Consider the following 23,178-nt stretch of genomic DNA (forward strand, 5'->3'; position numbering starts at 1 on the left):
GGGGTGCGCTAGCCTGCTTGGGAGTCCGATCTCCACCCCAGACTGCGGAAAGCACCACATGTCCGGCCCCGCGCCCTATCCCGATTCTCCTCCCCCACAAGGGTTTCCGCCGCCGAGCGGACCGCCGGGACCCGGGCAGTTCGGCTACCCGGGCGCCCTGCCCCCACCGGTGCCCTATCCGAGGAACGATCGGCGGCGAAACCTGGTCATCGGTGCGGTTGCCGTCGCGGCGGTCGCAGTCGTCGCCGGTGCCGCGGTGGTACTGCGCGGCAGCGATGCCGGCCAGCAGCCGATGACGGCCCAGACCGTGCAACCGGCCATCCAGGGTTTCCTGGACGCCCTGGCCGACGGGGATCTCGAGGCGATCGCGCGGCACACGCTGTGCGGGTTGTACGACGAGGTCGCCGACCGCAAGTCCGATCTGGCGCTGGCCGAGCTGAACGCCGACGGTTTCGAGAAGCAGTACGGTCGCGTCGAGGTCACCTCGATCGACAAGCTGGTGCCGTGGTCGACCAATCAGGCCCAGGCGCTGTTCACCATGCGGGTCACCGAGTCCGGACGGGGTCGCGGCGCGGTGCCGGTCGGCACCGCTATGCAGGCCGTCGGCCAGCTATTGCAGTTCGACGACGAGATCCTGGTGTGTTCATACGTGCAGCGCACGGGCTGACCCGGTGCGATGACAAAGCTGCGATGACAAAACGCAACGGACCGGCCGAATTACTCAGCCGGTCCGTATGAGCGTGATCGCCGGCGCGCGCCGGCCGCAGATCAGTTGAACGAGTCGCCGCAGGCGCAGGACCCGGTGGCGTTGGGGTTGTCGATCGTGAAGCCCTGCTTCTCGATGGTGTCGACGAAGTCGATGGTGGCGCCCTGGATATACGGTGCGCTCATCCGGTCCACGGTCAGCGCCACCCCACCGAACTCGGTGGTCAGGTCGCCGTCGAGGGTGCGGTCATCGAAGAATAGGTTGTAGCGCAGTCCGGCGCATCCGCCCGGCTGCACGGCGATGCGCAGCGCCAGGTCGTCGCGGCCCTCCTGGTCGAGCAGCGCCTTGGCCTTGGCCGCCGCGGCGTCGGTCAGCACCGCACCATGGGTTTCGGTGGTGGTGTCGTCCTGAACAGTCATTGCATCTCCTGAAGAAGTGCTGGTGCAATCGCGATGTCTTCAACGGTACCTTGCTCGGTCGCTATTCCCGAGCCGTGTGGGCCAGTCGGCCGCGGTGCGCCGGGCCAGTCCGGTCAGCTGGGCCTGCGCATCGTCCATGGCCAGCTGCACCGAACCCGCGAAATCGGTCACCGAGTGGGCCGCCGCGATCCCCGCGTCGGCCAGCGTCTCCGGCTCCAGGGTGACCTGGCCTGCCAGCACCAGCACCGGTACATCGCGCTCGCGCGCGCCGCCGGCAAGGGCGCTGACCACCTTGCCGTGCAGCGACTGGTCGTCGAAACGGCCTTCACCGGTGATGATGAGGTCGGCGGCGGCCAGATCGTCGGCCAGGCGCGTGTGCTCGGCGATGACGGCGGCTCCTGGTTCACGGCGCCCACCGAGGGCCAGCAGCGCAGCGCCGAGCCCACCTGCCGCACCGGCCCCTGCCTGTTCGGCGATACCCGGGCCGAGGTGGCCCGCCCAGTCGCTCAGGCGCTGTTCCAACAGCGCGACGGTCGCGGCGTCGGCGCCCTTCTGCGGCCCGAACACCGCCGCTGCGCCCATCGGTCCCAGCAGGGGGTGTTCGACATCACTGGCCGCGATCAATTCGATTCCGGCCAGCCGTTGCCGGGCCGCGGGCAGGCCGCCCAGTGCCTCGACCAGGCCCCGTCCGCCGTCGGTGGTCGCGCTGCCCCCGAGACCGACGACGATCCGCCGTGCGCCGGCCCCGACGGCCGCCCCGACGAGTTCCCCGACCCCGCGGGTGTCGGCGGCGACGGCCGTGCCCGGGTCGGGGCGCCGACCCAGCAGCGTCAGACCACACGCCTGCGCACATTCGATGTACGCGGTCTCACCGTGACGCACCCAGTGCGCATCCACCCAACCACCCAGCGGCCCGTGCACGGTGGCCGCCTGTAACCCGCCGAGCCGGCTGGCCAGCACCTCGACGAAACCCGGGCCGCCGTCCGATTGCGGGGCCAGGGTCAGGGTGTCGGTCGGGCGGGCCGCGGCCCATCCCGCGGCGATCGCCTGTGCGGCCTGCACCGCGGTGAGGGTGTCGCCGAAGCAGTCCGGTGCGATCAGTACCGCCAGCCCCGTCATGCCAGCAGCGTAGAGGGTGGCATTGGCAGGTGCATGCCGGGCCGCGAGGCCCAGCCAAGTAACCTTGCGGGCGTGAAGCTGCTCGGCCGAAACAAGGACAATCCCGAACCGGAGGACGCGGAATCCGCCGGAGCGTCGGGCTCGGCGGCCGAGGTTGCCGAGGCCAAGAGCACGGGGACCGCACCCAAGGGCCGACCGACCCCCAAACGCAGCGAGGCGGCCCGTAAGCGCGGTCCGGTGGCGCCGGCGCCCATGACGACGGCCGAGGCCCGCAAGCGCCGCAAGGCCGTTGCCGGCCCGAAATTGTCCAAGGAGGAGCGCAAGGCCCAGAAGCTGACCCGGCGTGCCGATATGGCCGACCGCCGGGAACGCATGATGGCCGGCGAGGACGCCTACCTGCTGCCGCGCGACAAGGGTCCGGTGCGCCGCTATGTGCGCGACCTGGTCGACGCCCGCCGCAATCTGCTCGGGTTGTTCATGCCGATCGCCCTCGGCCTGATCCTGGTGACCCTGTCGGTCCCGTCTCCCGCCGTGCAGCAGCCGTTGTCGTTCGCGATGCCGGTGCTGCTTGTCGTGATGGTCATCGACGGGGTGATCGTGGGTCGCTACGTCAACCGCAAGGTCGACGAGAAGTTCCCCGACAACACCGAGACCGGGTTCAAGCTGGGCTTCTACGCCGCCAGCCGGGCCTCGCAGCTGCGCCGGATGCGCGCGCCGCGCCCGCAGGTCAATCGCGGCGACGACGTCTGAGCCGGGCCGGTGCCCACTCTCCCGGCCCGTTCCGGGGTGCGTGCGCTCGTCCTCGGCGGCATCCGTTCGGGTAAATCACGTCACGCCGAGGGTCTGCTCGCCGCGTCGCCGACCGTTCGTTATCTGGCCACCGGACCGGCGCCCGTCGGTGCGGACAGTTGGTCGGTACGGGTCGCCGCCCACCGCGACCGACGGCCGCCACATTGGCACACCGTCGAATCTGCCGATGTGGCAACGCATCTGCGAGCCGATCCGATGACACCGACGCTGGTGGACGATATCGGCGGCTGGCTCACCGCGGTGATGGACCGCCGCGACGCATGGACCGGCGGGTCGATCGGTGCCGATATCGATGACCTGTGCGCGGCGGTCGACACCGTCACCGGGCCGTTGGTGCTGGTCAGCCCGGAGGTCGGGCTGACGGTCGTCTCGGCGACGCCCGCCGGCCGGTTGTTCACCGATGAGCTCGGCACGCTCAACCAGCGGCTTGCCGCGGTGTGTGACCGGGTGGTGCTCGTCGTCGCCGGCCAACCGCTGGCCGTGAAGGAGTAGTCATGACCGCAGAGTTCCCCACTGTCCTCACCCCTGACGTCGACGCGGGACAGGCAGCCTTGCTCCGCCAGCTCACGCTGACCAAACCGCCCGGCTCACTGGGACGCCTTGAGGCGCTGTCGGTGTGGGTGTCGGCCTGTCAGGGTCTGTGCCCGCCGCGGCAGTTCGAGCGCGCCAGGGTCGTGGTGTTCGCCGGTGATCACGGCGTCGCGCAGGCCGGGGTGTCGGCATTCCCGCCGGAGGTGACCGCGCAGATGGTCGCCAACTTCGCCGCCGGCGGTGCCGCCATCAATGTGCTCGCCGAAATCGCCGGGGCCGGGGTCCGGGTGGTCGATATCGCGGTCGACGCCGAGCAGACCGACGACGCCGTCGGTAGACACCGGGTCCGGCGCGCCAGCGGCAACATCGCCGTCGAGGATGCGCTGACCGCCGAGCAGACCGAGGCGGCGATCGCCGCGGGCCGCGCGATCGCCGACGAGGAGGTCGACGGAGGTGCGGATCTGCTGATCGCCGGCGATATGGGAATCGGAAACACCACACCGGCAACCACCTTGATCGCCGCCCTGACCCGCTCGGAGCCGGTCGCGGTGATCGGGCGCGGCACCGGGATCGACGACGCGGGCTGGGCGCGCAAGGCCTCGGCCATCCGCGATGCGCTCTACCGTGCCCGCGCCGTGGTGGCCGATCCGGTCGGACTGTTGCGGGTGTGCGGCGGCGCCGACCTGGCGGCCATGGCCGGGTTCCTGGCCCAGGCCGCGATCCGCCGGACGCCGGTCCTGCTGGACGGTGTGGTCGTGACCGCGGCGGCGCTGGTGGCCGAAGAACTCGCGCCGGGAGCACGCGCCTGGTGGCAGGCCGGGCACCGGTCCACCGAGCCGGCCCATACGTTGGCGCTGCAGCGGCTCGAGCTCGAGCCGATCATCGACCTCGGCATGCGACTGGGTGAGGGCAGCGGCGCCGCGGTGGCTCTCCCGGTCCTGCGTGCCGCGGTGGCCACCCTGGCCTCGATGGCCACCTTCGATGAGGCCGCCGTCACCGGCGCACCCGACGCAACCCCATGATCGGTCCGCTGGCATCGGCTTTCGCCTTCGGCACGGTGCTGCCGGTCAGGACGGGACACCCGTTCGGCCGCGGCGCGCTGACCGCGCTGCCGGTGGTCGGCGTGTCCCTGGGCGGGGTGGCCGCGCTGGTCGGCGTCGGTGCGACGGCGTTGTGGGGTCCGGGCCCGCTGGCCGGTGTGCTGGCCGTCGTGGTGGTGCTGTTGTGCACCCGTGGGCTGCATATCGACGGGCTTTCGGACACGGTGGACGGGCTGGGGTGCTATGGCGCGCCCGAGCGTGCGCTGGCGGTGATGCGCGACGGGACCGCGGGCCCGTTCGGCGTGGCCGCCATCGTCGTGGTGATCGTCGTCCAGGGACTCACATTCGGCGCCCTGTGCCCGGCGGCGATCATCGTCGCGGTCGCGGCGGGCCGGGTCGCGGTGGTGCTGACCTGCCGCCGTTCGGTCCCAGCCGCGTCGGGCAGCACCCTCGGCAGTCTGGTCGCAGGCTCCCAACCGCGCTGGGTCGTGGCGGCATGGGCAACCGCACTCGCCGTCGCCGCCGCGTTCGTGACCGCGCGGCCATGGCAGGGCCCGCTGGTGGTGCTGGTGGCGCTGGCGCTCTGCGCGCTGCTGGTGGGACATTGTGTGCGCCGCTTCGGCGGTGTGACCGGCGATGTGCTCGGGGCATCGGTGGAGGTCACGACGACGCTGACGGCACTCGGTCTGGCGGTCGGCTAGCGTCGGAGAGATGACCGCGTCGACCGTAACGCTGGACAACCGCTTTGCCAGGGAACTACCCGAACTGGCCATCAGCTGGCAGGCCGCGACCCCACCGCAGCCCACCCTGGCCGTCCTCAACGAGCCATTGGCCGACGAGCTCGGTCTCGATCCGCAGTGGTTACGTTCCCCCGAGGGCATCGGACTGCTCACCGGCACGCGCCTGCCGTCCACCGCATCCCCTGTCGCCCAGGTCTACGCCGGACACCAGTTCGGCGGGTTGCAACCGCGCCTCGGCGACGGCCGCGCATTGCTGCTCGGCGAGTTCCCCGACGGTCGCGATCTCCATCTGAAGGGTTCCGGGCCGACTCCGCTGTCCCGCGGCGGGGACGGGCTGGCCGCGCTCGGGCCGATGTTGCGCGAGTACATCGTCAGCGAGGGTATGCACGCACTCGGGGTCCCCACCACGCGTTCGCTGTCGGTGGTGAGCACCGGTGCGCCGGTCCACCGGGAGACCGTGCTACCCGGTGCGGTGTTGGCTCGCGTTGCCGCCAGCCATCTGCGGGTGGGCAGTTTCGTCTACGCCGCGAGCACCGGGGACGCCGGGTTGTTGCGCCGATTGGCCGACCACGCCATCGCCAGGCACCATCCCGAATGCGCCGATGCGCCCGACAAGTACCTCGCCCTGTTCGACGCCGTGATCACCGTGCAGGCCGAGCTGGTCGCGCGGTGGATGCTGGTGGGCTTCATCCACGGGGTGATGAACACCGATAACGTCCTGGTCTCCGGTGAGACCATCGATTACGGACCGTGCGCCTTCCTGGATACGTTCGACCCGGCGACGGTGTACAGCTCGATCGACAGCTGGGGCCGCTATGCCTACGGCAATCAGCCGGCGATCACCGGTTGGAATCTGGCCCGGTTCGCCGAGACGTTGCTGCCACTCTTGGCGGAATCGGCAGGTAACACCGACGCCGCGATCGAGCTCGCCACCGCCACACTCGGCGAGTTCGCCCCGCGCTACCAGGCTGCATGGCGAGCCGGAATGCGCGCCAAACTCGGCCTTGGCCAAGATGATTCGGATGCCACGTTGGTCGACGAACTGCCGGGCCTGTTGACCGAGCACGCCATCGACTACACATCCTTCTTCCGCGGCCTGGCCCGTGGCGATGTACCTCTCGGGTTCATGGACTGGGTGACGCGTTGGCGGGCGCACGCTCCCGACACCGACGGCATGAACCGCGTCAATCCCGTCTACATCCCGCGCAATCATCTGGTCGAGGAGGCGCTGGCGGCGGCCACCGCCGGCGACCTGGCCCCGGCGCACCGACTGTTGGATGCGCTCGGTGACCCCTTCACCGAGCGGCCCGGCCTGGAGCGCTACGCGGCGCCGGCCGATCAAGAATTCGCCGCCGGGTACCGCACCTTCTGCGGCACCTGACCGCGGCCGAAAACATTAGCTGACCGGTCGCCCCGGTCTTTGATACGGCGCCCACCGGATACCTGCGCCGCGACGCTACTGCCGCTGCGCGGACACTTTCAGCAACCAACAGCGGCTTTGCCATGATCGCGTTTTCGCTGCGATTTGCCGCCACAGATGGTTGCGCAGCCAGGAGTTTCGCCATGCCGCATGCTCATTCATCAGCGCGATACCCACTGGAAAGCCCTTGCAAACGCATACTCAATTTACGGATCTGATAATTTCTGCGAAGTTGCTGTGCGCCTTCGATGCAGCACCTAACGTGCCGTTGCACCGGGACAGGGATCCAGCAGGGATCGCGCCGGTCGGGAAAGGAACAAACCTCGTGGATCCAAGCCGACGACGGCGCCGCCGCATACCCACCGAACCGCCCACCCGTCGATACGATCCCCCGGCCGCGCCGATCACCCGCCGGTTCACCGCCTGGGTGGCCGCCGGCGCACTTGCGGTGGGATTGGGTGCGGCCATGTTCACCGGCGCCGCCGCCGCTGCCGCCGATACGGATTCCTCCGGTTCGGAGTCCGGTTCCAGCAGCGCAGCGAGCACCGACGCACGCACGGGTTCGGCGACCAGCACGGACACCGCCGACAGCAGCACCAGCCTGAGCGACCCCACACCCGCGGAAGCCCGGGACAGCCGGACCGATGACACCCGATCCGATGACAACCCCTCGGGCACCGGCCGTACCGACACCCGCACCGACGACAGCGGTTCCGATGCCGCGACCGCGGCGCTGCACCGGGCCGAACTTCGCGCCGCGCTGACCGAAGAGCGCGACACCGCGACGACGGCGGCCATCGCCGATACCATCGCCGATGCCGCCGACGACACGACCACACCGACCGAATCGTCTGCGCCACCGGCCGCAACCGGCGAACCGGCCGTGGGTGAGGTCATCATCGACGAAACCGAGATCACCACCCCCGAAGGCCAGAACGGCACCCCGGGCACCGAGGAGTCCGCGGCGACCCCGCGGGCCGGACCATCATCGGGCTCATCGAACACGGCCACCCAGAATGCCCAACCCGCGCCGGCGGCCGAACCGGCCATCGAGTCGAACTCGCTGTGGGACAACATCGTCCGACACCTGCGGTTCATCTTCAACAATGCCGCCCCGACGCTGGAGAACGGCAAAGCCGAGCAGGTGCCGGGAACCGGCGTGGTCGGCACCGTGGTCGGGCAGAGCAACAACGGCTTCGACCTGACCTACCGCGTCGCCGAGCAGGCCACCTACGGGACCGTCACCGTCGACCCTGTCACCGGGAAGTACACCTACACCGCCAAGCCCATCCTGCAGGCGCCTGGAACCGTCGACTACTTCGTCATCGAAGCCGACAACGGCACCGCGGCCCGGTTACCCGGCCTCGCGGGGCTGGCCCAGCATGTTCTGCATTCGCTGGCCGTCGCGTTCGGTCTGGCCCGGCCGAGCACCACCCGGATGGAGATCCTGATCGAGTTCGGCGGCACCGGACAGTACGGTGACCCGCTGGTCGGCCGGGAGTTCTACGTGCACCAGAACGACGACGATTGCGCCGTGATGGCGGTCGCCTCGGTATGGGGGCGACTCACCGGCACACGGCCCACAGCCACCACCGAGCAGGAGTTCCTGAACCTGGCCAAGGAAACCCCCAGCATCTCGCACCCCGGCATGATGTGGATCGACGAGGGCACCAACGGCCTGACCACCGAGGACACCGCCCAGCTGCTGCGCGTGCTGGGAATGCAGGTCGAGACCTATCGGATGAACGAGTTCAACGACGGGGACGCCACCTACCGCACCGGTCAGGATGCGCTCGGCCAGCTCAAGGAGGCGCTGGTGGAGGGTAAGGGCACCATCACCATGATCAGCGCGGGCAGCATGTGGAGCTCGCTGGGCTATGGCGACGGCTCGACCATGGTGACCTCTAATCACGCAATCTCGGTCATCGGCATCAACCTCAAGGCGCCCAACCCGAACAGCCCCGGAGATACCTTCGCCGTCGTGTACGTCAACGATAGCGGGCTGAACGAGCCCGTCGGTCAGGGCATGGCGGTTCCGCTGGCCACGTTCATGACCGCGTGGGCGGCGAGCGGCTATGAGCTGATCACGGCCACCAACCCGAATCCAGTTGCCCAGCAGCTGGTATGGGAGTTGGCCGCCTAGCGAACGACCGGCCCGAACAACGAGGGCGGGTGTGCCGGCCACCGCCGGCGCACCCGCCCTTGTCGCATCTGGTGGATCAGTTGAGCCGCGACATCCAGCCGTGCGTATCGGCGAATGTGCCGCGCTGGATACCGGTCAGCGTGTCACGCAGCGCCATGGTGATTTCACCGGGCTGGCCGTCGGCGATGGTGAACTCACCGTCGCGATGCTTGACATGCGACACCGGGGTGATGACGGCGGCGGTGCCGCAGGCGAACACCTCGGTGATCTCCCCCGCGGTCGCCTTCTTCTGCCATTCGTCGACATCGATCTTGCGTTCCTCGATGGCGAACCCGGCGTCGGTTGCCAACTGCAACAACGAATCCCGGGTGATCCCCGGCAGCAGCGAACCGGACAGTTCCGGGGTGACCAGGCGTGCCGACCCGCCGCTGCCGAACACGAAGAACAGGTTCATCCCGCCCATCTCTTCGACATAGCGGCGTTCCAGCGCATCCAGCCACACCACCTGATCGCAACCGTGCTCGGCGGCCTGTGCCTGGGCCAACAACGATGCGGCGTAGTTGCCGCCGAACTTGGCCGCGCCGGTGCCGCCGGGCGAGGCGCGCACGTACTCGTTGGACAGCCACACGCTGACCGGCTTGATCCCACCCTTGAAGTAGGCGCCGGCCGGCGATCCGATCACCAGGTAGCGGTACTCGTCGGAGGGACGCACCCCGAGTCCGGGTTCGGTCGCGATGACAAACGGGCGCAGGTACAACGAGGCCTCACCACCGGCGGCGGGCACCCATTTCTCGTCGACGGCGATCAGCTGTCGCAGCGATTCCAGGAACACCTCGGTGGGCAGTTCCGGGATGGCCAGCCGGTTGGCCGAGGCCTGCAACCGTGCGGCGTTGGCCTCGGGACGGAACGACACGATCGAACCGTCGGCCCAGCGATAGGCCTTTAGCCCCTCGAAGATCTCCTGCGCGTAATGCAGCACGATGGCCGACGGATCCAGCTCGATCGGCCCATAGGGCAACACCTGCGCGTCATGCCAGCCGTCGGCCCGGGTGTAGCTCAGCGAGACCATGTGGTCGGTGTGGAAACGGCCGAAACCGGGATCGGCCAGGATGGCGTCCCTTACCTCGTCGCTTGCCGGTGAGCTGTTGCGGGCAAGCGAGAATTCGAGGGGGCCGTCAGTCATGAACCGATTGTATAACCCGTTGGCTAGCGGTTTTGCGTGTGCCAGCGGGTGCTATCGGGTGCGCGCGGAAACGAACGGCGGCTTGACGACCTCACACTCCAGCGCCCGGCCGCGCACGTCGACGGTGACGGTCTGGCCGTCCTCGATACCGGCCGCGGTGTCGATGAGCGCCAGCGCGATGCCGACCTTCAGCGACGGCGAGAACGTCCCCGATGTCGTCGTGCCCACCACCGTCTCACCGTCGAGGACGGACAGATCCGCGCGCAGCACGCCGCGTCCCAACGCCTTCAGCCCGCGCAGGGTGCGGGTGGGGCCGGCCTGCTTCTCGGCCAGCAGCGCATCGCGGCCCCAGAACGCGTCCTTCTTCCACCCGACAGCCCAACCGGTGCGAGCCTGCAACGGCGATATGTCCAGCGACAGTTCGTGCCCGTGCAGGGGGTAGCCCATCTCGGTGCGCAGGGTGTCGCGGGCACCCAGTCCGGCCGGTTGCCCGCCGGCGGCCTGCACGGCCGTGGCGAGAGCGTCGAAGACGATGTGAGCGCGCTCCCATTCTGGCAGCAGCTCGAAACCCTGTTCACCGGTGTAGCCGGTGCGGCAGACGCGCACCGGCACACCGTCATACTCGGCGTCGGCGTAACCCATGTAGTCCATCGAGGTGGGCAGGCCCAAGCCGCCGACGATCTCGGCCGATTTCGGTCCCTGCACCGCCAGTACCGCATAGGAGCGGTGCTCGTCGGTGATGGTCAGTCCGTCGGGGGCGTGCCGCTGCAACTCGGCGACCACCGCCGCGGTGTTGGCCGCGTTGGGCACCAGGAAGATCTCGTCGTCGGCGACGTAGTAGGCGATCAGATCGTCGATCACTCCCCCGGATGAGTTGCAGCACAACGTGTACTGCGCCTTCCCCGGGCCGATCCGCGCCAGGTCGTTGGTGAATGCGCTGTTGACGTACGCCGCTGCCCCCGGCCCCTTCACCAGGGCCTTGCCGAGGTGGCTGACATCGAACAGACCGACGGTCTCCCTTGTGGCGGTGTGTTCGGCGACGGTGCCCGCATAGGCCACCGGCATCAGCCAGCCGCCGAACTCGGCGAAGCTGGCGCCCAGGGCGCGGTGTTGTTCTTCCAGCGGGCCGTGCAGCAGGTCATCACTCACGAACTCACCCTAATGCGGCGCCCCCGGCTGGCACACTTGCCCGGTGGTGGATTTCGACGCGCTGATCGCCGGCGGAATCACCGATGCGCGTGAGCGGGCGCCGCTGATCGAGTATCTCGACGGTCTCGGCTTCACCGCCGAGCAGATGATCGACGCCGAGCGGCGCGGACGGTTGTTCGGTCTGGCCGGGGATGCCCTGCAACTGTCCGGCCCACCGGTGCACAGCGTGCGGACCGCCGCCGCGGCGCTGGGCATGACGGTCGCCGAGGTCGAACATGCCTGGGCCGCGCTCGGGCTCACCGTCGCCGGGCCCGATGAGATCGTGCTCAGCGGGCCCGATGTCGACGGCCTGGCGTTGTGGGCGGAGATGCGGCGGGCGTTGGGTGACGAGCCGGCCACCGGGCTGCTGCGGGTCATCGGCTCGGTGCTGGCCCGGCTGTCGGAGGCGGTGGCGTCCACCATCCGCCATGCCAGTCCGGCGATCCAGATCGAGCAATCCCATGACGAACTCGTCACGGCCCGCGCCTACCGCGAGGCCTCGGCGTTCGTCCCACGCCTGGGCGCGCTGATCGATGCCGTGCACCGGCATCACCTGCAGAACACCCGCCGCTACCTGGAACTGGTGGCGCACGAGGACTCCGCGACCGTGGTGTGCGGCGTGGGATTCGCCGATCTTTCCGGGTTCACCGCGCTGACCCAGACCCTGGAAACGCTGGAGCTGGCCGCGCTTCTCAACGAATTCAGCGGTGCGGCAGCCGATCTCATCCATGCTGCGGGCGCCCGGTTGGTCAAGTTCATCGGTGACGAGGTCATGTGGGTGGCCCCGAGCCCCACCCAGCTCGTCGCGGTGGCCGCCGGTCTGGTCGGCCACCCCAGGGCCGCCGAGGCCGGACTGCCGATCCGCGCCGGGCTGGATTTCGGCACCGTGCTGGCCACCGGTGGCGATTACTTCGGCAGTCCGGTGAACCGGGCTGCCCGGCTGGTGGCCGCCGCCGAACCCGGGCAGATCCTGGTGTCGGCGACGCTGCACGAGCTGTTGCCCGGTGTCGCGGTGAGCGCGCCGGCCGCGCTGACGCTGAAGGGCTTCGCCGAGCCGGTCACCGCGTACACGCTGATTCCTGATTAGGGTTGGCCGGGTGAGCAGCGCACCCGGATACCAGGCCCCCACCGTCACCGTCAGCTCGTCCCTGCCCAGCAGGGGTGTCTCCGACGCCGTCCTGCTGGTCGGTGTGGTCGCCGGCGACGACGGTCCCGCGGTGGCCGAGGACCAGACCCACCTCGGGGCCGACGCGGTGGCCGCCATCGAGTCGGCGCTGGCGGCACTCGATGCCACAGGTGGCGAGGGCCAGCTGCACCGGCTCGTGATCGCGGAGCTGCCGGTGGCCAGCGTGCTGACCGTCGGCCTCGGCGATGCACGCGAGGAATGGGCATCCGAGACCATCCGCCGCGCCGCCGGTGCGGCCGCCCGCTCGTTGGACAAGGTCGGCACCGTGGTCGCCGCGCTGGCCGCGCTGGATCTGGGCGCCACCGTCGAGGGGTTGATACTCGGCGCATACCGGTTCACCGATTTCCGCAGCCCCAAGACCGCACCCAAGGGCCCCGGCCTGAAGAAGATCATCGCGCTGACGGCCGATACCAAGTCCGCCACCAAGGCGACGGTGCAGCGCGCGGTCGACATCGCCACCTCGGTGGCCACCGCTCGCGATTTCGTCAACACCCCGCCCAGCCACCTCTACCCCGACGAATTCGCCAAGCAGGCAAAGGCTTTGGGTGAGGCCGCCGGCTTGTCCGTCGAGGTGCTCGACGACAAGGCGCTGACCAAGGGCGGTTACGGCGGCATCATCGGCGTCGGCAAGGGATCCTCGCGGCCACCGCGGCTGGTGCGCCTCGCCCACTCCGGCGGCGGCCGGCGCGCCAAGAAGGTCGCGCTGGTCGGCAAGGGCATCACCTTCGACACCGGCGGCATCTCGATCAAGCCGGCGGCCAACATGCACCACATGACCTCCGATATGGGCGGAGCGGCGGCCGTGGTCGCCACCGTCGTGCTGGCCGCCAAGCAGAAGCTGCCCATCGATGTCATCGCCTACGTCCCGATGGCCGAGAACATGCCCTCGGCGACCGCGCAGCGCCCCGGCGATGTGCTGACCCAGTACGGCGGGACCACCGTCGAGGTGCTCAACACCGATGCCGAGGGGCGCCTGGTGCTCGCCGACGCGATCGTGCGGGCCTGTGAGGACGACCCCGACTACCTGATCGAGACGTCCACTTTGACCGGCGCCCAGACGGTCGCGCTGGGGGCGCGCACCCCGGGCGTGATGGGCAGTGACGATTTCCGCGACCGGGTCGCCGAGCTGTCGCAGGCCGTCGGCGAGAACGGCTGGGCCATGCCGTTGCCCGAGGAGCTCAAGGACGACCTCAAGTCCCAGGTGGCAGATCTGGCCAATGTCAGCTCATCCCGCTATGCCGGGATGCTGGTGGCCGGGGTGTACCTGCGGGAGTTCGTCGCCGAGGGCGTCGAGTGGGCGCACATCGACATCGCCGCACCGGCCTACAACACCGGCGGGCCGTGGGGTTACACGCCCAAGGGTGGTACCGGCGTTCCGACCCGGACCATGTTCGCGGTCCTGGAGGACATCGCCGCCAACGGGTGAGCCCGGCGCGGCTCAGCCGAGCTTGACGCGCGCGGTGCTGCGCATCACCTGCGGTAGCGCATGTGCCGCCCCGTAGACCAGATACGCCTCGGGGGTCACCGGCCGCACCGGGGTGTTGTTCTGCACCGCCGCGACGATCGCCTTGGCGACCTTGTCCGGTCCGTAGCGACGCAGCTTGAATCCCTTGACGATCTGGGCCCGCATCGCCTCCACCGCGGAATCACCGGCCGATGGCATGTCGAACTGTGTGGTGCTCACGATATTGGTGTCGATCACGCCGGGGCACACCGTTGTCAGGCCGATGCCCGCCGAATCCAGTTCTGCGCGCAGGCAGTCGGAGAACATGAACACCGCGGCCTTGCTGGTGGCATAGGCGTTCATCGACTGAGTCGGGGCATACGCGGCCATCGAGGCGACGTTGACCACGTGACCACCCAGGCCACGGTCGACCATCCGCGCGGCAAAGGCCCGGCAGCAGTTGACCACTCCGCCGAAGTTGATGTCCATGACGCGGTCAAAGTTCGCGGCGGGGGTGTCCAGGAAGAACCCGGCATGCCCCACCCCGGCGTTGTTGACCACGATGTCGGGTACTCCGTGGATGTCACACACCTGTTCGGCGAAGCGTTCCACGGCATCGGCGTCGGCGACGTCCAACCGGTAGGCGTGCGCGGTGCCGCCCGCGGCGCCGATCTGCGCGGCGGTCTCGGCCGCGGCGTCCTCATCGATATCGCTGACGACGACCTCGGCGCCGCGTTCGGCGAAGGCCAGCGCAGTGGCGCGCCCGATACCGCTGCCTGCTCCGGTGATGGACACCAGCTGGTCACCGAACGGTGGCCGGGACACACCGACCCTGGCCCTGGCCAGGGTGCGCGCCGCCGGGGCGCCCTGGAGATGGTCGACGAACTCACCGACGGCGGCGGCCAGCTGGGCCGGGTGCGACATCGGTGCCCAGTGCCCGGCGTGCAGATCGCGGCGCCACAACTGCGGCACCCATCTCGCGATGTCGTCGTAGACGTAGGGACGCACATAGGGGTCGCGCCGGTTGACGATCAACTGCACCGGCACATTCACCGCGTGCTCGGCGCGTGGTTGGCCCAACGTACGGAAATAGTTGGCCCGGTACACCTTCATGCTGCGGGCAGCGTCGGCGGCCAGCGCCGGCGAGTGGTGGATGTTCTGCGGGTCGACGCCGTCACGCCGCAGCCGGCGATCCATGGCACCGCGGGAGAACGCCCACCGCACGGCGGCCGGGGCCAGCACCGGCACCGAGAACGCGCCCATATAGGACAACCTGGCCAGCTGGGCGGCCCCGCGGGCGAATCGGCGCGGCAGGTAGGGCCTGCGCAGCCCGTCCTTGATGTAGCGGTTCAGATGCTGCGCGCTGGGTCCGGACACCGAGGTGAACGACGCCACCACCGACATCGCGTCGGGCCTGCCCAGGTACTCCCACACCCCGACCGAGCCCCAGTCGTGGGCCAGCACATGCACCGGGTGGTGCGGGCTGACCGCGGCGGCCACCGCGGCGAAATCATCGGCGAAGCGGGCCATGGTGTAGGCAGCGGTGCCGCTGGGCACATCGGAATTGCCGACGCCGCGATTGTCATAGCGCACGACCCGGAAACGTCCGGTCAGCAGCGGCATCACACCGTCCCACAGCACGTGCGAGTCCGGCCAACCGTGCACCAGCACCACCGCGGGCGCGTCCGGGTCGCCTTCCTCCCAGACGGCGATCCGGGTCCCGTCAGCGCTGGTGACGAACCGTTCGGCGACTGCTGACATGGCTACCCCTCTAGTTCACGGCGGCGTTCCCGGTCACGTTCGATCCGGCGTCGGGCATCGTAGTCGCGCATCCGCTGCGGATAGCCGACCTTCTGGACGTCGTACACCGGGATGTCGAGTTGCCTGCTCAGCCGTTTGGCTCCTGCTTCCCCACCGGTGCGCCTGCGGGTCCATTCACCATCGACGGCCACCAGCACCACGGTGACCTCGGTGACCGTGGTCTGAGGTTCGACGAATGCCTCGACCCCGGTGTGTGTCGCGACCCAGTGGCGCAGATAGTCCAGGTCGGCCGATGCCTGTTTACGGGCAAGGCCCCGCGCGCCACCGCGCGGCCGCCGCCACTTGTCCAACAGTCCCAACTGCGGATTCTCCTCTCCGACCCTTGATTCGATGGTGCCAGAGCATCGAGTCGGCGGTCCGCGACGACCGCGACCGGCGGACATGACAGGATGGAAGGGCACCGCATTCGACACGTGACGATGACTTTCGAGGAGTCAAAACCCATGGCAATCTCAGTCCAGATGCCCGCACTCGGTGAGAGCGTCACAGAGGGGACCGTCACACGATGGCTCAAGCAAGAGGGTGACACCGTCGCCGTCGACGAGCCACTGCTCGAGGTATCCACCGACAAGGTCGACACCGAGATCCCGTCACCGGCCGCCGGCGTGCTCACCAAGATCATCGCGGCCGAAGACGATGTCGTGGAGGTCGGTGGCGACCTCGCGCTGATCGGCGAGGAGGGCGAGTCCGCCCCGACCGGTGACTCGACCCCCGCCGAGGAAGCCGAGCCCGAGCCTGAGCCCGCCGCCGAAGAGTCCGAGCCCGAAGAGTCCGAGCCCGAAGAGTCCAAGCCCGAAGAGTCCAAGCCCGCCAAGCCGGCCGCATCCGGCGGTGGTGACGCCACGTCGGTGAAGATGCCGGAGCTGGGCGAGTCGGTCACCGAAGGCACCGTCACCCGCTGGCTGAAGAAGGTCGGCGACGAGGTCGCCGTCGATGAGGCGCTCGTCGAGGTGTCCACCGACAAGGTCGACACCGAGATCCCGTCGCCGGTCGCGGGCACGCTGCTGTCGATCAGCGCCGAAGAGGACGATGTGGTCGCCGTGGGCGGCGAGTTGGCCAAGATCGGTGACGCCGGTGCCGAGGGTGCCGCCGAACCCGAGCCGGAGCCCGAACCAGAGCCCGAACCAGAGCCCAAGGAAGAGCCCAAGCAGGAAGCCAAGCCCGAGCCGAAGCCGGAGCCCAAGCAAGAGGCCAAGCCCGAACCCAAGCTCGAGCCCAAGCCGGCGCCCAAGGCCGAGCCCGCCCCGGCGGCCGCGGGCAGCGAGTCCGACGCCAACCCGTATGTCACACCGCTGGTGCGTAAGCTCGCCGCCGAGAACGACGTCGACCTGTCGTCGGTGAAGGGCACCGGCGTGGGCGGGCGCATTCGCAAGCAGGATGTGCTCGCCGCGGCGGAGGCGGCAAAGGCACCGCAGGCCCCCGCCGCCTCGACCGCCGGTCCGGCGGCCGGCCAGAAGAAGGAGGCCGCCCCGGCCCCGGCCCTGGCACATCTGCGTGGCAGCACGCAGAAGGCGAACCGCATCCGGCAGATCACCGCGAAGAAGACCCGCGAATCCCTGCAGACCACCGCGCAGCTGACCCAGGTGCACGAGGTCGACCTGACCAAGATCGTCGCGCTGCGCGCCAAGGCCAAGAAGAGCTTCTCCGAGCGTGAGGGCGTCAACCTGACGTTCTTGCCGTTCTTCGCGGTCGCCGTCGTCGACGCCCTCAAGGCGCACCCGAACATCAACGCCAGCTACAACGAGGACACCAAGGAGATCACCTACTACGACGCCGAGCATCTCGGCTTCGCGGTGGACACCGAGCAGGGTCTGCTCTCCCCCGTCGTCCACAACGCCGGTGATCTCTCCCTCGGCGGCCTGGCCAGGGCCATCGCCGATATCGCCGCGCGTGCCCGGTCGGGCAACCTGAAGCCCGACGAGCTGTCCGGCGGCACCTTCACCATCACCAACATCGGCAGCCAGGGCGCGCTGTTCGACACCCCAATCCTGGTCCCGCCGCAGGCGGCGATGCTGGGCACCGGTGCGATCGTCAAGCGCCCGCGCGTCATCTCCGACGAGTTCGGCAACGAGTCGATCGGTGTGCGGTCGGTGGCCTACCTGCCGCTCACCTACGATCACCGCCTCATCGACGGTGCCGATGCCGGCCGCTTCCTGACCACGGTCAAGCGCCGGCTCGAAGAAGGCGCGTTCGAGGCCGATCTGGGGTTGTAACCGATGGCCGGGCAGGTCATCGCTGTCGCGGGGTCGTCGGGGCTGATCGGTTCAGCCCTGACGACCGCGCTGCGCACCGCCGACCATCGGGTGCTGCGTCTGGTGCGCACTTCGCCGTCGGGTCCCGACGAGGTGTTCTGGGACCCGGCCACCGGACAGCTCGACATCGACGCACTGGTCGGCGTCGACGCGGTGGTCAACCTGTGTGGCGTCGGTGTCGGCGACAAACGCTGGTCCGGCTCGTTCAAGCAGAGTCTGCGGGACAGCCGGATAGGGCCGACCGAGGTGCTCGCCGAGGCTGTGGCCGATGCGGGCATCCCGTTGCTGGTCAACGCCAGCGCGGTCGGCTACTACGGGGACACCCGAGGCCGGGTGGTCGACGAGACCGCCCCGTGCGGCGCGGGATTCCTGGCCCAGCTCTGCGCGGACTGGGAGGCCGCTACCGCGGCCGCCGGGGACGCCGGCGCCAGGGTCGTGCTGCTGCGGACGGGGCTGGTGCTCTCCCCGTCCGGCGGGATGCTCAACCGCCTGCGTCCCATCTTCGGTCTCGGCCTCGGCGCCCGGCTGGGCAATGGGCGGCAGTACTTCCCGTGGATAAGCCTGGAGGACGAGGTCCGCGCGATCCGGTTCGCCCTGACCGATGAGCAACTTGCCGGCCCGGTCAACCTCACCGGCCCGGCACCGGTGACCAACGGCGAGTTCACCGCTGCGCTCGGCCGCGCCCTGAACCGCCCCACCCCGATGATCGTCCCCGGGTTCGCGTTGCGCGCAGCCCTCGGCGAATTCGCCGACGAGGGTCTGCTGGCCGGCCAGCGGGCCATCCCGGCGGCACTCGAGCGGGCCGGTTTCGTCTTCCACCACAACACCGTCGGCGCCGCGCTGAGCTATGTGACCGCCGGTGTCCCACCGGCGTAACGTCACTCGGGTGACCTCCATCCGCTCCTCCGCCGAACCGCTGCAGGTCCGCGTGCTGGGCAGCCTGGACTACGTGCAGGCCTGGCAGCTGCAACGGGAGATCGCCGACGCGCGGGTGGCCGGCGGCCCGGACACGCTGCTGCTGCTCGAACACCCGCCGGTCTACACCGCGGGCAAGCGCACCGAGGAACACGAGCGACCGGTGGATGGCACTCCCGTCGTCGATACCGACCGCGGCGGCAAGATCACCTGGCACGGACCCGGACAGCTCGTCGGCTACCCGATCATCGGACTCGCCGAGCCGCTGGACGTGGTGAATTTCGTTCGGCGCCTTGAGGAAGCACTCATCACGGTGTGCGCCGACCTCGGCCTGCAGACGACCCGGGTCGACGGACGGTCGGGGGTCTGGGTGCCCGCGGGGCCTGCGGGTCCCGCGCGCAAGGTCGGCGCCATCGGCATCCGGGTGGCCCGCGGGGTCACCCTGCACGGGTTCGCACTCAACTGCGACTGTGACCTCGGCGCGTTCGGCGGGATCATCCCGTGCGGTATCGCCGACGCCGGGGTCACATCGCTGACCGCCGAACTGGGTAGGCACGTACGAGTGAAAGATGTCACCGACGCGGTGGCAGAGGCCGTCTCGGGCGCTTTGGACGGACATATCCGCGTAGCATTGTCGTCGTGAGTGTCGTACCCGAAGGCCGTAAGCTGTTGCGCCTCGAGGTGCGCAATGCCGAGACCCCTATCGAGCGCAAACCGCCGTGGATCAAGACCAAGCTGCGCACCGGCCCGGAGTACACCGAACTCAAGAGCCTGGTGAAGCGTGAGGGTCTGCACACCGTCTGCGAAGAGGCCGGCTGCCCCAACATCTACGAGTGCTGGGAGGACCGCGAGGCCACCTTCCTCATCGGCGGTGAACAGTGCACCCGGCGCTGCGATTTCTGCCAGATCGACACCGGCAAGCCCGCCGAGCTCGACCGCGACGAACCGCGCCGCGTCGCCGAGAGCGTCCAGGCCATGGGCCTTCGCTACTCGACGGTCACCGGGGTGGCCCGTGACGATCTGCCCGACGGCGGCGCCTGGCTCTATGCCGAGACCGTCCGCCAGATCCACCAGCTCAACCCGAACACCGGTGTCGAGCTGCTCGCCCCGGATTTCAATGCGATACCCGAACAGCTCGCCGAGGTGTTCGAGTCCCGCCCCGAGGTGTTCGCCCACAATGTCGAGACGGTGCCGCGCATCTTCAAGCGCATCCGTCCCGCCTTCCGGTACCAGCGCAGCCTCGACGTCATCACCGCGGCGCGCGATTTCGGGCTGGTGACCAAGAGCAACCTCATCCTCGGAATGGGCGAGACCCCCGAGGAGGTGCGCACCGCGCTGGTCGATCTGCACGAAGCGGGCTGCGACATCGTCACCATCACCCAGTACCTGCGCCCGTCGCCGCGTCATCATCCGGTCGAGCGCTGGGTGCGGCCCGAGGAATTCGTCGAGCATTCCGACTACGCCAAGAGCATCGGGTTCACCGGTGTGCTGGCCGGACCGCTGGTCCGGTCGTCCTACCGGGCGGGCAAGTTGTACGCCGAGGCTGCGCGGGTCAGAGCAGCCGCCGGCGCATCGTAAACTTGTCGAATGGCGAAATCGCGTAATCCCGCCCAGACCAAGGCTGCCAAGGCCGAGGCGAAGGCCGCCCGCAAGGCTGCGTCCAAGCAGCGCCGCAGTCAGCTGTGGCAGGCCTTCCAGATCCAGCGCAAAGAGGACACCCGGCTGCTGCCGTACATGATCGGCGCGTTCGTGCTCATCGTGGGTATCTCGATCGCGCTCGGTGTGCTGGCCGGCGGTTTCACCTTGTACATGATGATCCCGCTGGGCATCATCCTCGGTGCGCTGGTCGCCTTCATCATCTTCGGCCGTCGCGCCCAGAAATCGGTCTACCGCAAGGCCGAAGGGCAGACCGGTGCGGCCGCCTGGGCACTGGACAACCTGCGCGGCCGCTGGCGTGTCACCCCCGGGGTCGCGGCCACCGGGCACTTCGACGCCGTGCACCGGGTGATCGGTCGCCCGGGCGTCATCCTGGTCGGCGAGGGTTCGGCCAGCCGGGTGAAACCGCTTCTGGCGCAAGAGAAGAAGAAGACCGCACGGCTGGTCGGCGATGTGCCGATCTACGACATCGTGGTGGGCAACGGCGAGGGTGAGGTGCCGCTGGCCAAGCTGGAGCGCCATCTGGGCAAGTTGCCTGCCAACATCACGACCAAGCAGATGGATTCGCTGGAATCGAAGCTGGTGGCGCTGGGCTCCAAGATCGGCCCGGCCGCCATGCCCAAGGGCCCGCTGCCCAACCAGGCCAAGATGCGCGGCGTCGGGCGCACCGTCCGCCGCAAGTAGGGCGTCCACGGCGCGGCGGCAATTTTCGGCGAGTCGCCGTCACCGGCCCACCCCTGTTGTTTAGATACACCCATGACAGCCGGGCGGGTGCATGTGCACCGCATGTGAATGGGCTCCGCACTTCTCCGCACTGACCGCCAACCGGCGCACCGTGTTGCGCGCTGCGACCATCGTCGCGGCGGCCGCCGCCGTCGGTTCGCTCGCCGCCTGCGCTCCGGACTCCGCGCCGGCGCCCACCTCCGGCGCGGACCCGACCCCCGGACCGGGTGACTCGGCGACCACCGTATTCCGCAACGGACGGGTCTACACCGTGGCGGGTGCTGCCCCATGGGCCCAGGCGGTCGCGGTCACCGGGAACACCATCAGCTACGTCGGCGATGACGCCGGCGCCATGGCGCTCGCCGGCCCGGACACCCGGGTGATCGACCTCGGCGGCAAGCTGCTGATGCCCGGTTTCGTCGAGGGCCACACCCACCCGTTCCTCGGCGCCTTCCTGACCTCCGGTGTCGACCTGCAGGTGCCGACGCTGACCGAGGCCCTGGATGCCATCGCCGCCTACGCCAAGGCCAATCCGACCGGCCCCGTGCGTGGATTCGGTTGGCGCGTCGACATGTTCGGACCGCAGGGACCAACCCGCGCCGATCTCGACCGGGTACTGCCCGACCGGCCCGGCTTCTTCTTCGCCATCGACGGGCACAGCCTGTGGGCCAACAGCAAGGCCCTGGAGCTGGCCGGCGTCAGCCGCGACACCCCGGACCCGATCCCCGGCTTCAGTTACTACGCGCGGGACGAGAACGGCGAGCCCACCGGGTACGTCCTTGAGGTCAACGCGGTGCTCGGCCTCGTCGACGCCGTCGAACCCATCTCCCCGGACACCATGGCCACGCTGGTGCAGGGCTGGCTGCCCAAGGCCTCGGCGGCCGGTATCACGTCGGTCTTCGATGCCGGGGTGCCACCCATCGGTGACGATCAGGCGGCGATCCTGCGGATCTACACCGATATCGAGCAGCGCAACGAATTGCCGTTTCGCGTGGTGGCCTCGTACTCGGTGCGGGGCGCCCCGATCGAAGGCACCGTCGAGAAGTTCACCGCGGTGCGTGACGCCATCTCCAGCGAGCTGGTGACGGTCGGCGTGGTGAAGATCGTCGGCGATGGCACCCAGGGCGGGTACACCGCCTGGCTCATCGAGCCCTACGCCGACAAACCCGATTCCACCGGTGCTTCCCCCTTTACCGAGGAGCAGTGGCACCGACTGGTCGGCGATGTCGACGCGGCCGGCTACGACGTGCACATCCACGCCTGTGGTGAGCGCACAGCCCGGGTGGGTCTCGACGCCGTCGAGCACGCCGCCGCGACCAATCCGCCGCGGGACCGGCGTCACACCATCGCGCACCTGGTCTACGTCGAGGACTCCGACGCACCACGTTTCGCACAGCTGGGTGTCACCGCGCAGTTCTCGGCGAACTGGATGTCGGCCGACCCGGACACCATCGAGAACATGGGTGCTCGCTACGGCGCTCCGCGCAAGGACCTGCTCTACCGGCCGCAGGCCGTGCTCGGTTCAGGCGGCCGCATCTCGCTCGGTACCGACTGGCCTGCGGCGGGCTACTTCTCCACCTACAAACCGCTGGACTCCATCCAGATCGGCGTCACCCGTCAGCTCATCGGCAATCCGGACGCCCCGGTGCTGGCCCCGGCCGACCAGAAGCTGACCGTCGAGCAGGCCGTGCACGCCAACACCCTCGGGGCGGCGTATCAGATCCGGCTGGAGGACAAGGTGGGTTCGGTGGAGGTCGGCAAGCTGGCCGATCTGATCGTGCTGGACCGCAACATCTTCGAAATCGACCCGCACGAGATCCATGCCGCAGAGGTGACGATGACGATGATGAACGGTCAGGTCCGGCACCAGGCTTGACCGATC

General features: G+C 69.2%; 21 protein-coding genes. 15 read left to right on the forward strand and 6 right to left on the reverse strand.

Translation table 11 applies throughout. The features are described from left to right. Positions 1-58: 58 nt before the first annotated feature. Positions 59-667 carry an Rv0361 family membrane protein gene (locus tag IC40_RS0119890; RefSeq protein ID WP_030136439.1) on the forward strand — a complete coding sequence of 203 codons (609 nt, stop codon included), beginning with the start codon at positions 59-61 and terminating at the stop codon, positions 665-667. Between the two features lie 101 nt (positions 668-768). On the opposite strand, the gene IC40_RS0119895 is transcribed toward IC40_RS0119890, so the two are convergent. Both IC40_RS0119895 and IC40_RS0119900 read right to left on the reverse strand, forming a co-directional pair. Next, positions 769-1,125, reverse strand: a complete 357-nt coding sequence (locus IC40_RS0119895) for a HesB/IscA family protein (protein ID WP_019512416.1) — start codon at positions 1,123-1,125, stop codon at positions 769-771. A gap of 39 nt (positions 1,126-1,164) precedes the next feature. Then, positions 1,165-2,244, reverse strand: coding sequence for a glycerate kinase family protein (locus IC40_RS0119900; protein ID WP_030136440.1), 1,080 nt, complete (start codon positions 2,242-2,244; stop codon positions 1,165-1,167). 72 nt (positions 2,245-2,316) lie between these two features. On the opposite strand from IC40_RS0119900, the gene IC40_RS0119905 reads away from it, so the two are divergent. The 6 genes from IC40_RS0119905 (at position 2,317) to IC40_RS0119930 (ending at position 8,928) form a co-directional block, all read left to right on the forward strand. After that, positions 2,317-2,994: a DUF3043 domain-containing protein gene (locus IC40_RS0119905; RefSeq protein WP_030136441.1), complete on the forward strand. Its 678-nt coding sequence runs from the start codon at positions 2,317-2,319 to the stop codon at positions 2,992-2,994. Positions 2,995-3,030: 36 nt separating this feature from the next. Continuing rightward, positions 3,031-3,546 carry a bifunctional adenosylcobinamide kinase/adenosylcobinamide-phosphate guanylyltransferase gene (locus tag IC40_RS0119910; RefSeq protein WP_030136442.1) on the forward strand — a complete coding sequence of 172 codons (516 nt, stop codon included), beginning with the start codon at positions 3,031-3,033 and terminating at the stop codon, positions 3,544-3,546. A 2-nt stretch (positions 3,547-3,548) separates the two neighbouring features. After that, complete coding sequence (gene cobT, locus IC40_RS0119915) at positions 3,549-4,607, forward strand: nicotinate-nucleotide--dimethylbenzimidazole phosphoribosyltransferase (RefSeq protein WP_030136443.1); 1,059 nt, start codon at positions 3,549-3,551, stop codon at positions 4,605-4,607. Beyond that, on the forward strand, positions 4,604-5,326 hold the full coding sequence (locus IC40_RS0119920; RefSeq protein ID WP_030136444.1) for an adenosylcobinamide-GDP ribazoletransferase: 723 nt from the start codon (positions 4,604-4,606) through the stop codon (positions 5,324-5,326). The genes cobT and IC40_RS0119920 overlap by 4 nt, the downstream gene beginning before the upstream one ends. Positions 5,327-5,336: 10 nt before the next feature. Continuing rightward, positions 5,337-6,746: a protein adenylyltransferase SelO gene (locus IC40_RS0119925; protein ID WP_030136445.1), complete on the forward strand. Its 1,410-nt coding sequence runs from the start codon at positions 5,337-5,339 to the stop codon at positions 6,744-6,746. Positions 6,747-7,110: 364 nt separating this feature from the next. Further along, the gene (locus IC40_RS0119930; RefSeq protein WP_030136446.1) at positions 7,111-8,928 is read left to right on the forward strand and encodes a hypothetical protein; all 1,818 of its coding nucleotides are present in this window, start codon (positions 7,111-7,113) and stop codon (positions 8,926-8,928) included. A gap of 76 nt (positions 8,929-9,004) precedes the next feature. Here the strand turns inward: IC40_RS0119930 and IC40_RS0119935 are convergent, their stop codons facing one another. Then, complete coding sequence (locus IC40_RS0119935) at positions 9,005-10,111, reverse strand: branched-chain amino acid aminotransferase (RefSeq protein ID WP_030136447.1); 1,107 nt, start codon at positions 10,109-10,111, stop codon at positions 9,005-9,007. A 51-nt stretch (positions 10,112-10,162) separates the two neighbouring features. Continuing rightward, the gene (gene gcvT / locus IC40_RS0119940) at positions 10,163-11,260 is read right to left on the reverse strand and encodes a glycine cleavage system aminomethyltransferase GcvT (RefSeq protein ID WP_030136448.1); all 1,098 of its coding nucleotides are present in this window, start codon (positions 11,258-11,260) and stop codon (positions 10,163-10,165) included. Positions 11,261-11,303: 43 nt separating this feature from the next. Between gcvT and IC40_RS0119945 the strand changes: the two genes are divergently transcribed. Both IC40_RS0119945 and IC40_RS0119950 read left to right on the forward strand, forming a co-directional pair. Next, positions 11,304-12,386 (forward strand): adenylate/guanylate cyclase domain-containing protein, encoded by a 1,083-nt coding sequence (locus tag IC40_RS0119945; RefSeq protein WP_030136449.1) that lies wholly within the window; start codon positions 11,304-11,306, stop codon positions 12,384-12,386. A gap of 10 nt (positions 12,387-12,396) precedes the next feature. Next, the gene (locus tag IC40_RS0119950) at positions 12,397-13,911 is read left to right on the forward strand and encodes a leucyl aminopeptidase (protein ID WP_030136450.1); all 1,515 of its coding nucleotides are present in this window, start codon (positions 12,397-12,399) and stop codon (positions 13,909-13,911) included. Between the two features lie 12 nt (positions 13,912-13,923). Here the strand turns inward: IC40_RS0119950 and IC40_RS0119955 are convergent, their stop codons facing one another. Then, entirely contained in the window at positions 13,924-15,690 is a 1,767-nt protein-coding gene (locus IC40_RS0119955; protein WP_030136451.1) for an SDR family oxidoreductase, read from the reverse strand. 2 nt (positions 15,691-15,692) lie between these two features. Continuing rightward, entirely contained in the window at positions 15,693-16,049 is a 357-nt protein-coding gene (locus IC40_RS0119960; RefSeq protein WP_030136452.1) for a hypothetical protein, read from the reverse strand. Between the two features lie 144 nt (positions 16,050-16,193). Between IC40_RS0119960 and sucB the strand changes: the two genes are divergently transcribed. The 6 genes from sucB (at position 16,194) to IC40_RS0119990 (ending at position 23,172) form a co-directional block, all read left to right on the forward strand. Next, positions 16,194-17,963, forward strand: coding sequence for a 2-oxoglutarate dehydrogenase, E2 component, dihydrolipoamide succinyltransferase (gene sucB, locus IC40_RS0119965; RefSeq protein WP_030136453.1), 1,770 nt, complete (start codon positions 16,194-16,196; stop codon positions 17,961-17,963). A gap of 3 nt (positions 17,964-17,966) precedes the next feature. Next, positions 17,967-18,878 carry a TIGR01777 family oxidoreductase gene (locus tag IC40_RS0119970; RefSeq protein ID WP_030136454.1) on the forward strand — a complete coding sequence of 304 codons (912 nt, stop codon included), beginning with the start codon at positions 17,967-17,969 and terminating at the stop codon, positions 18,876-18,878. 10 nt (positions 18,879-18,888) lie between these two features. Next, positions 18,889-19,560, forward strand: coding sequence for a lipoyl(octanoyl) transferase LipB (lipB, locus tag IC40_RS0119975; protein WP_030136455.1), 672 nt, complete (start codon positions 18,889-18,891; stop codon positions 19,558-19,560). Continuing rightward, positions 19,557-20,495 (forward strand): lipoyl synthase, encoded by a 939-nt coding sequence (gene lipA, locus IC40_RS0119980; protein WP_030136456.1) that lies wholly within the window; start codon positions 19,557-19,559, stop codon positions 20,493-20,495. The genes lipB and lipA overlap by 4 nt, the downstream gene beginning before the upstream one ends. A 9-nt stretch (positions 20,496-20,504) precedes the next feature. After that, the gene (locus tag IC40_RS0119985) at positions 20,505-21,257 is read left to right on the forward strand and encodes a DUF4191 domain-containing protein (protein ID WP_030136457.1); all 753 of its coding nucleotides are present in this window, start codon (positions 20,505-20,507) and stop codon (positions 21,255-21,257) included. Between the two features lie 91 nt (positions 21,258-21,348). Next, positions 21,349-23,172 (forward strand): amidohydrolase, encoded by a 1,824-nt coding sequence (locus tag IC40_RS0119990; protein WP_030136458.1) that lies wholly within the window; start codon positions 21,349-21,351, stop codon positions 23,170-23,172. The last annotated feature ends 6 nt before the right edge of the window (positions 23,173-23,178 follow it).

Source organism: Mycolicibacterium neoaurum ATCC 25795, from assembly GCF_000691525.1.
Taxonomy (GTDB): Bacteria; Actinomycetota; Actinomycetes; order Mycobacteriales; family Mycobacteriaceae; genus Mycobacterium; species Mycobacterium neoaurum.

Coding starts and splice junctions, on each gene's coding strand:
- IC40_RS0119890 (WP_030136439.1), top strand. CDS start 59: ATGTCCGGCCCCGCGCCCTATCCCGATTCTCCTCCCCCACAAGGGTTT.
- IC40_RS0119895 (WP_019512416.1), bottom strand. CDS start 1,125: ATGACTGTTCAGGACGACACCACCACCGAAACCCATGGTGCGGTGCTG.
- IC40_RS0119900 (WP_030136440.1), bottom strand. CDS start 2,244: ATGACGGGGCTGGCGGTACTGATCGCACCGGACTGCTTCGGCGACACC.
- cobT (WP_030136443.1), top strand. CDS start 3,549: ATGACCGCAGAGTTCCCCACTGTCCTCACCCCTGACGTCGACGCGGGA.
- IC40_RS0119920 (WP_030136444.1), top strand. CDS start 4,604: ATGATCGGTCCGCTGGCATCGGCTTTCGCCTTCGGCACGGTGCTGCCG.
- IC40_RS0119925 (WP_030136445.1), top strand. CDS start 5,337: ATGACCGCGTCGACCGTAACGCTGGACAACCGCTTTGCCAGGGAACTA.
- IC40_RS0119935 (WP_030136447.1), bottom strand. CDS start 10,111: ATGACTGACGGCCCCCTCGAATTCTCGCTTGCCCGCAACAGCTCACCG.
- IC40_RS0119955 (WP_030136451.1), bottom strand. CDS start 15,690: ATGTCAGCAGTCGCCGAACGGTTCGTCACCAGCGCTGACGGGACCCGG.
- sucB (WP_030136453.1), top strand. CDS start 16,194: ATGGCAATCTCAGTCCAGATGCCCGCACTCGGTGAGAGCGTCACAGAG.
- IC40_RS0119970 (WP_030136454.1), top strand. CDS start 17,967: ATGGCCGGGCAGGTCATCGCTGTCGCGGGGTCGTCGGGGCTGATCGGT.
- IC40_RS0119985 (WP_030136457.1), top strand. CDS start 20,505: ATGGCGAAATCGCGTAATCCCGCCCAGACCAAGGCTGCCAAGGCCGAG.
- IC40_RS0119990 (WP_030136458.1), top strand. CDS start 21,349: ATGTGCACCGCATGTGAATGGGCTCCGCACTTCTCCGCACTGACCGCC.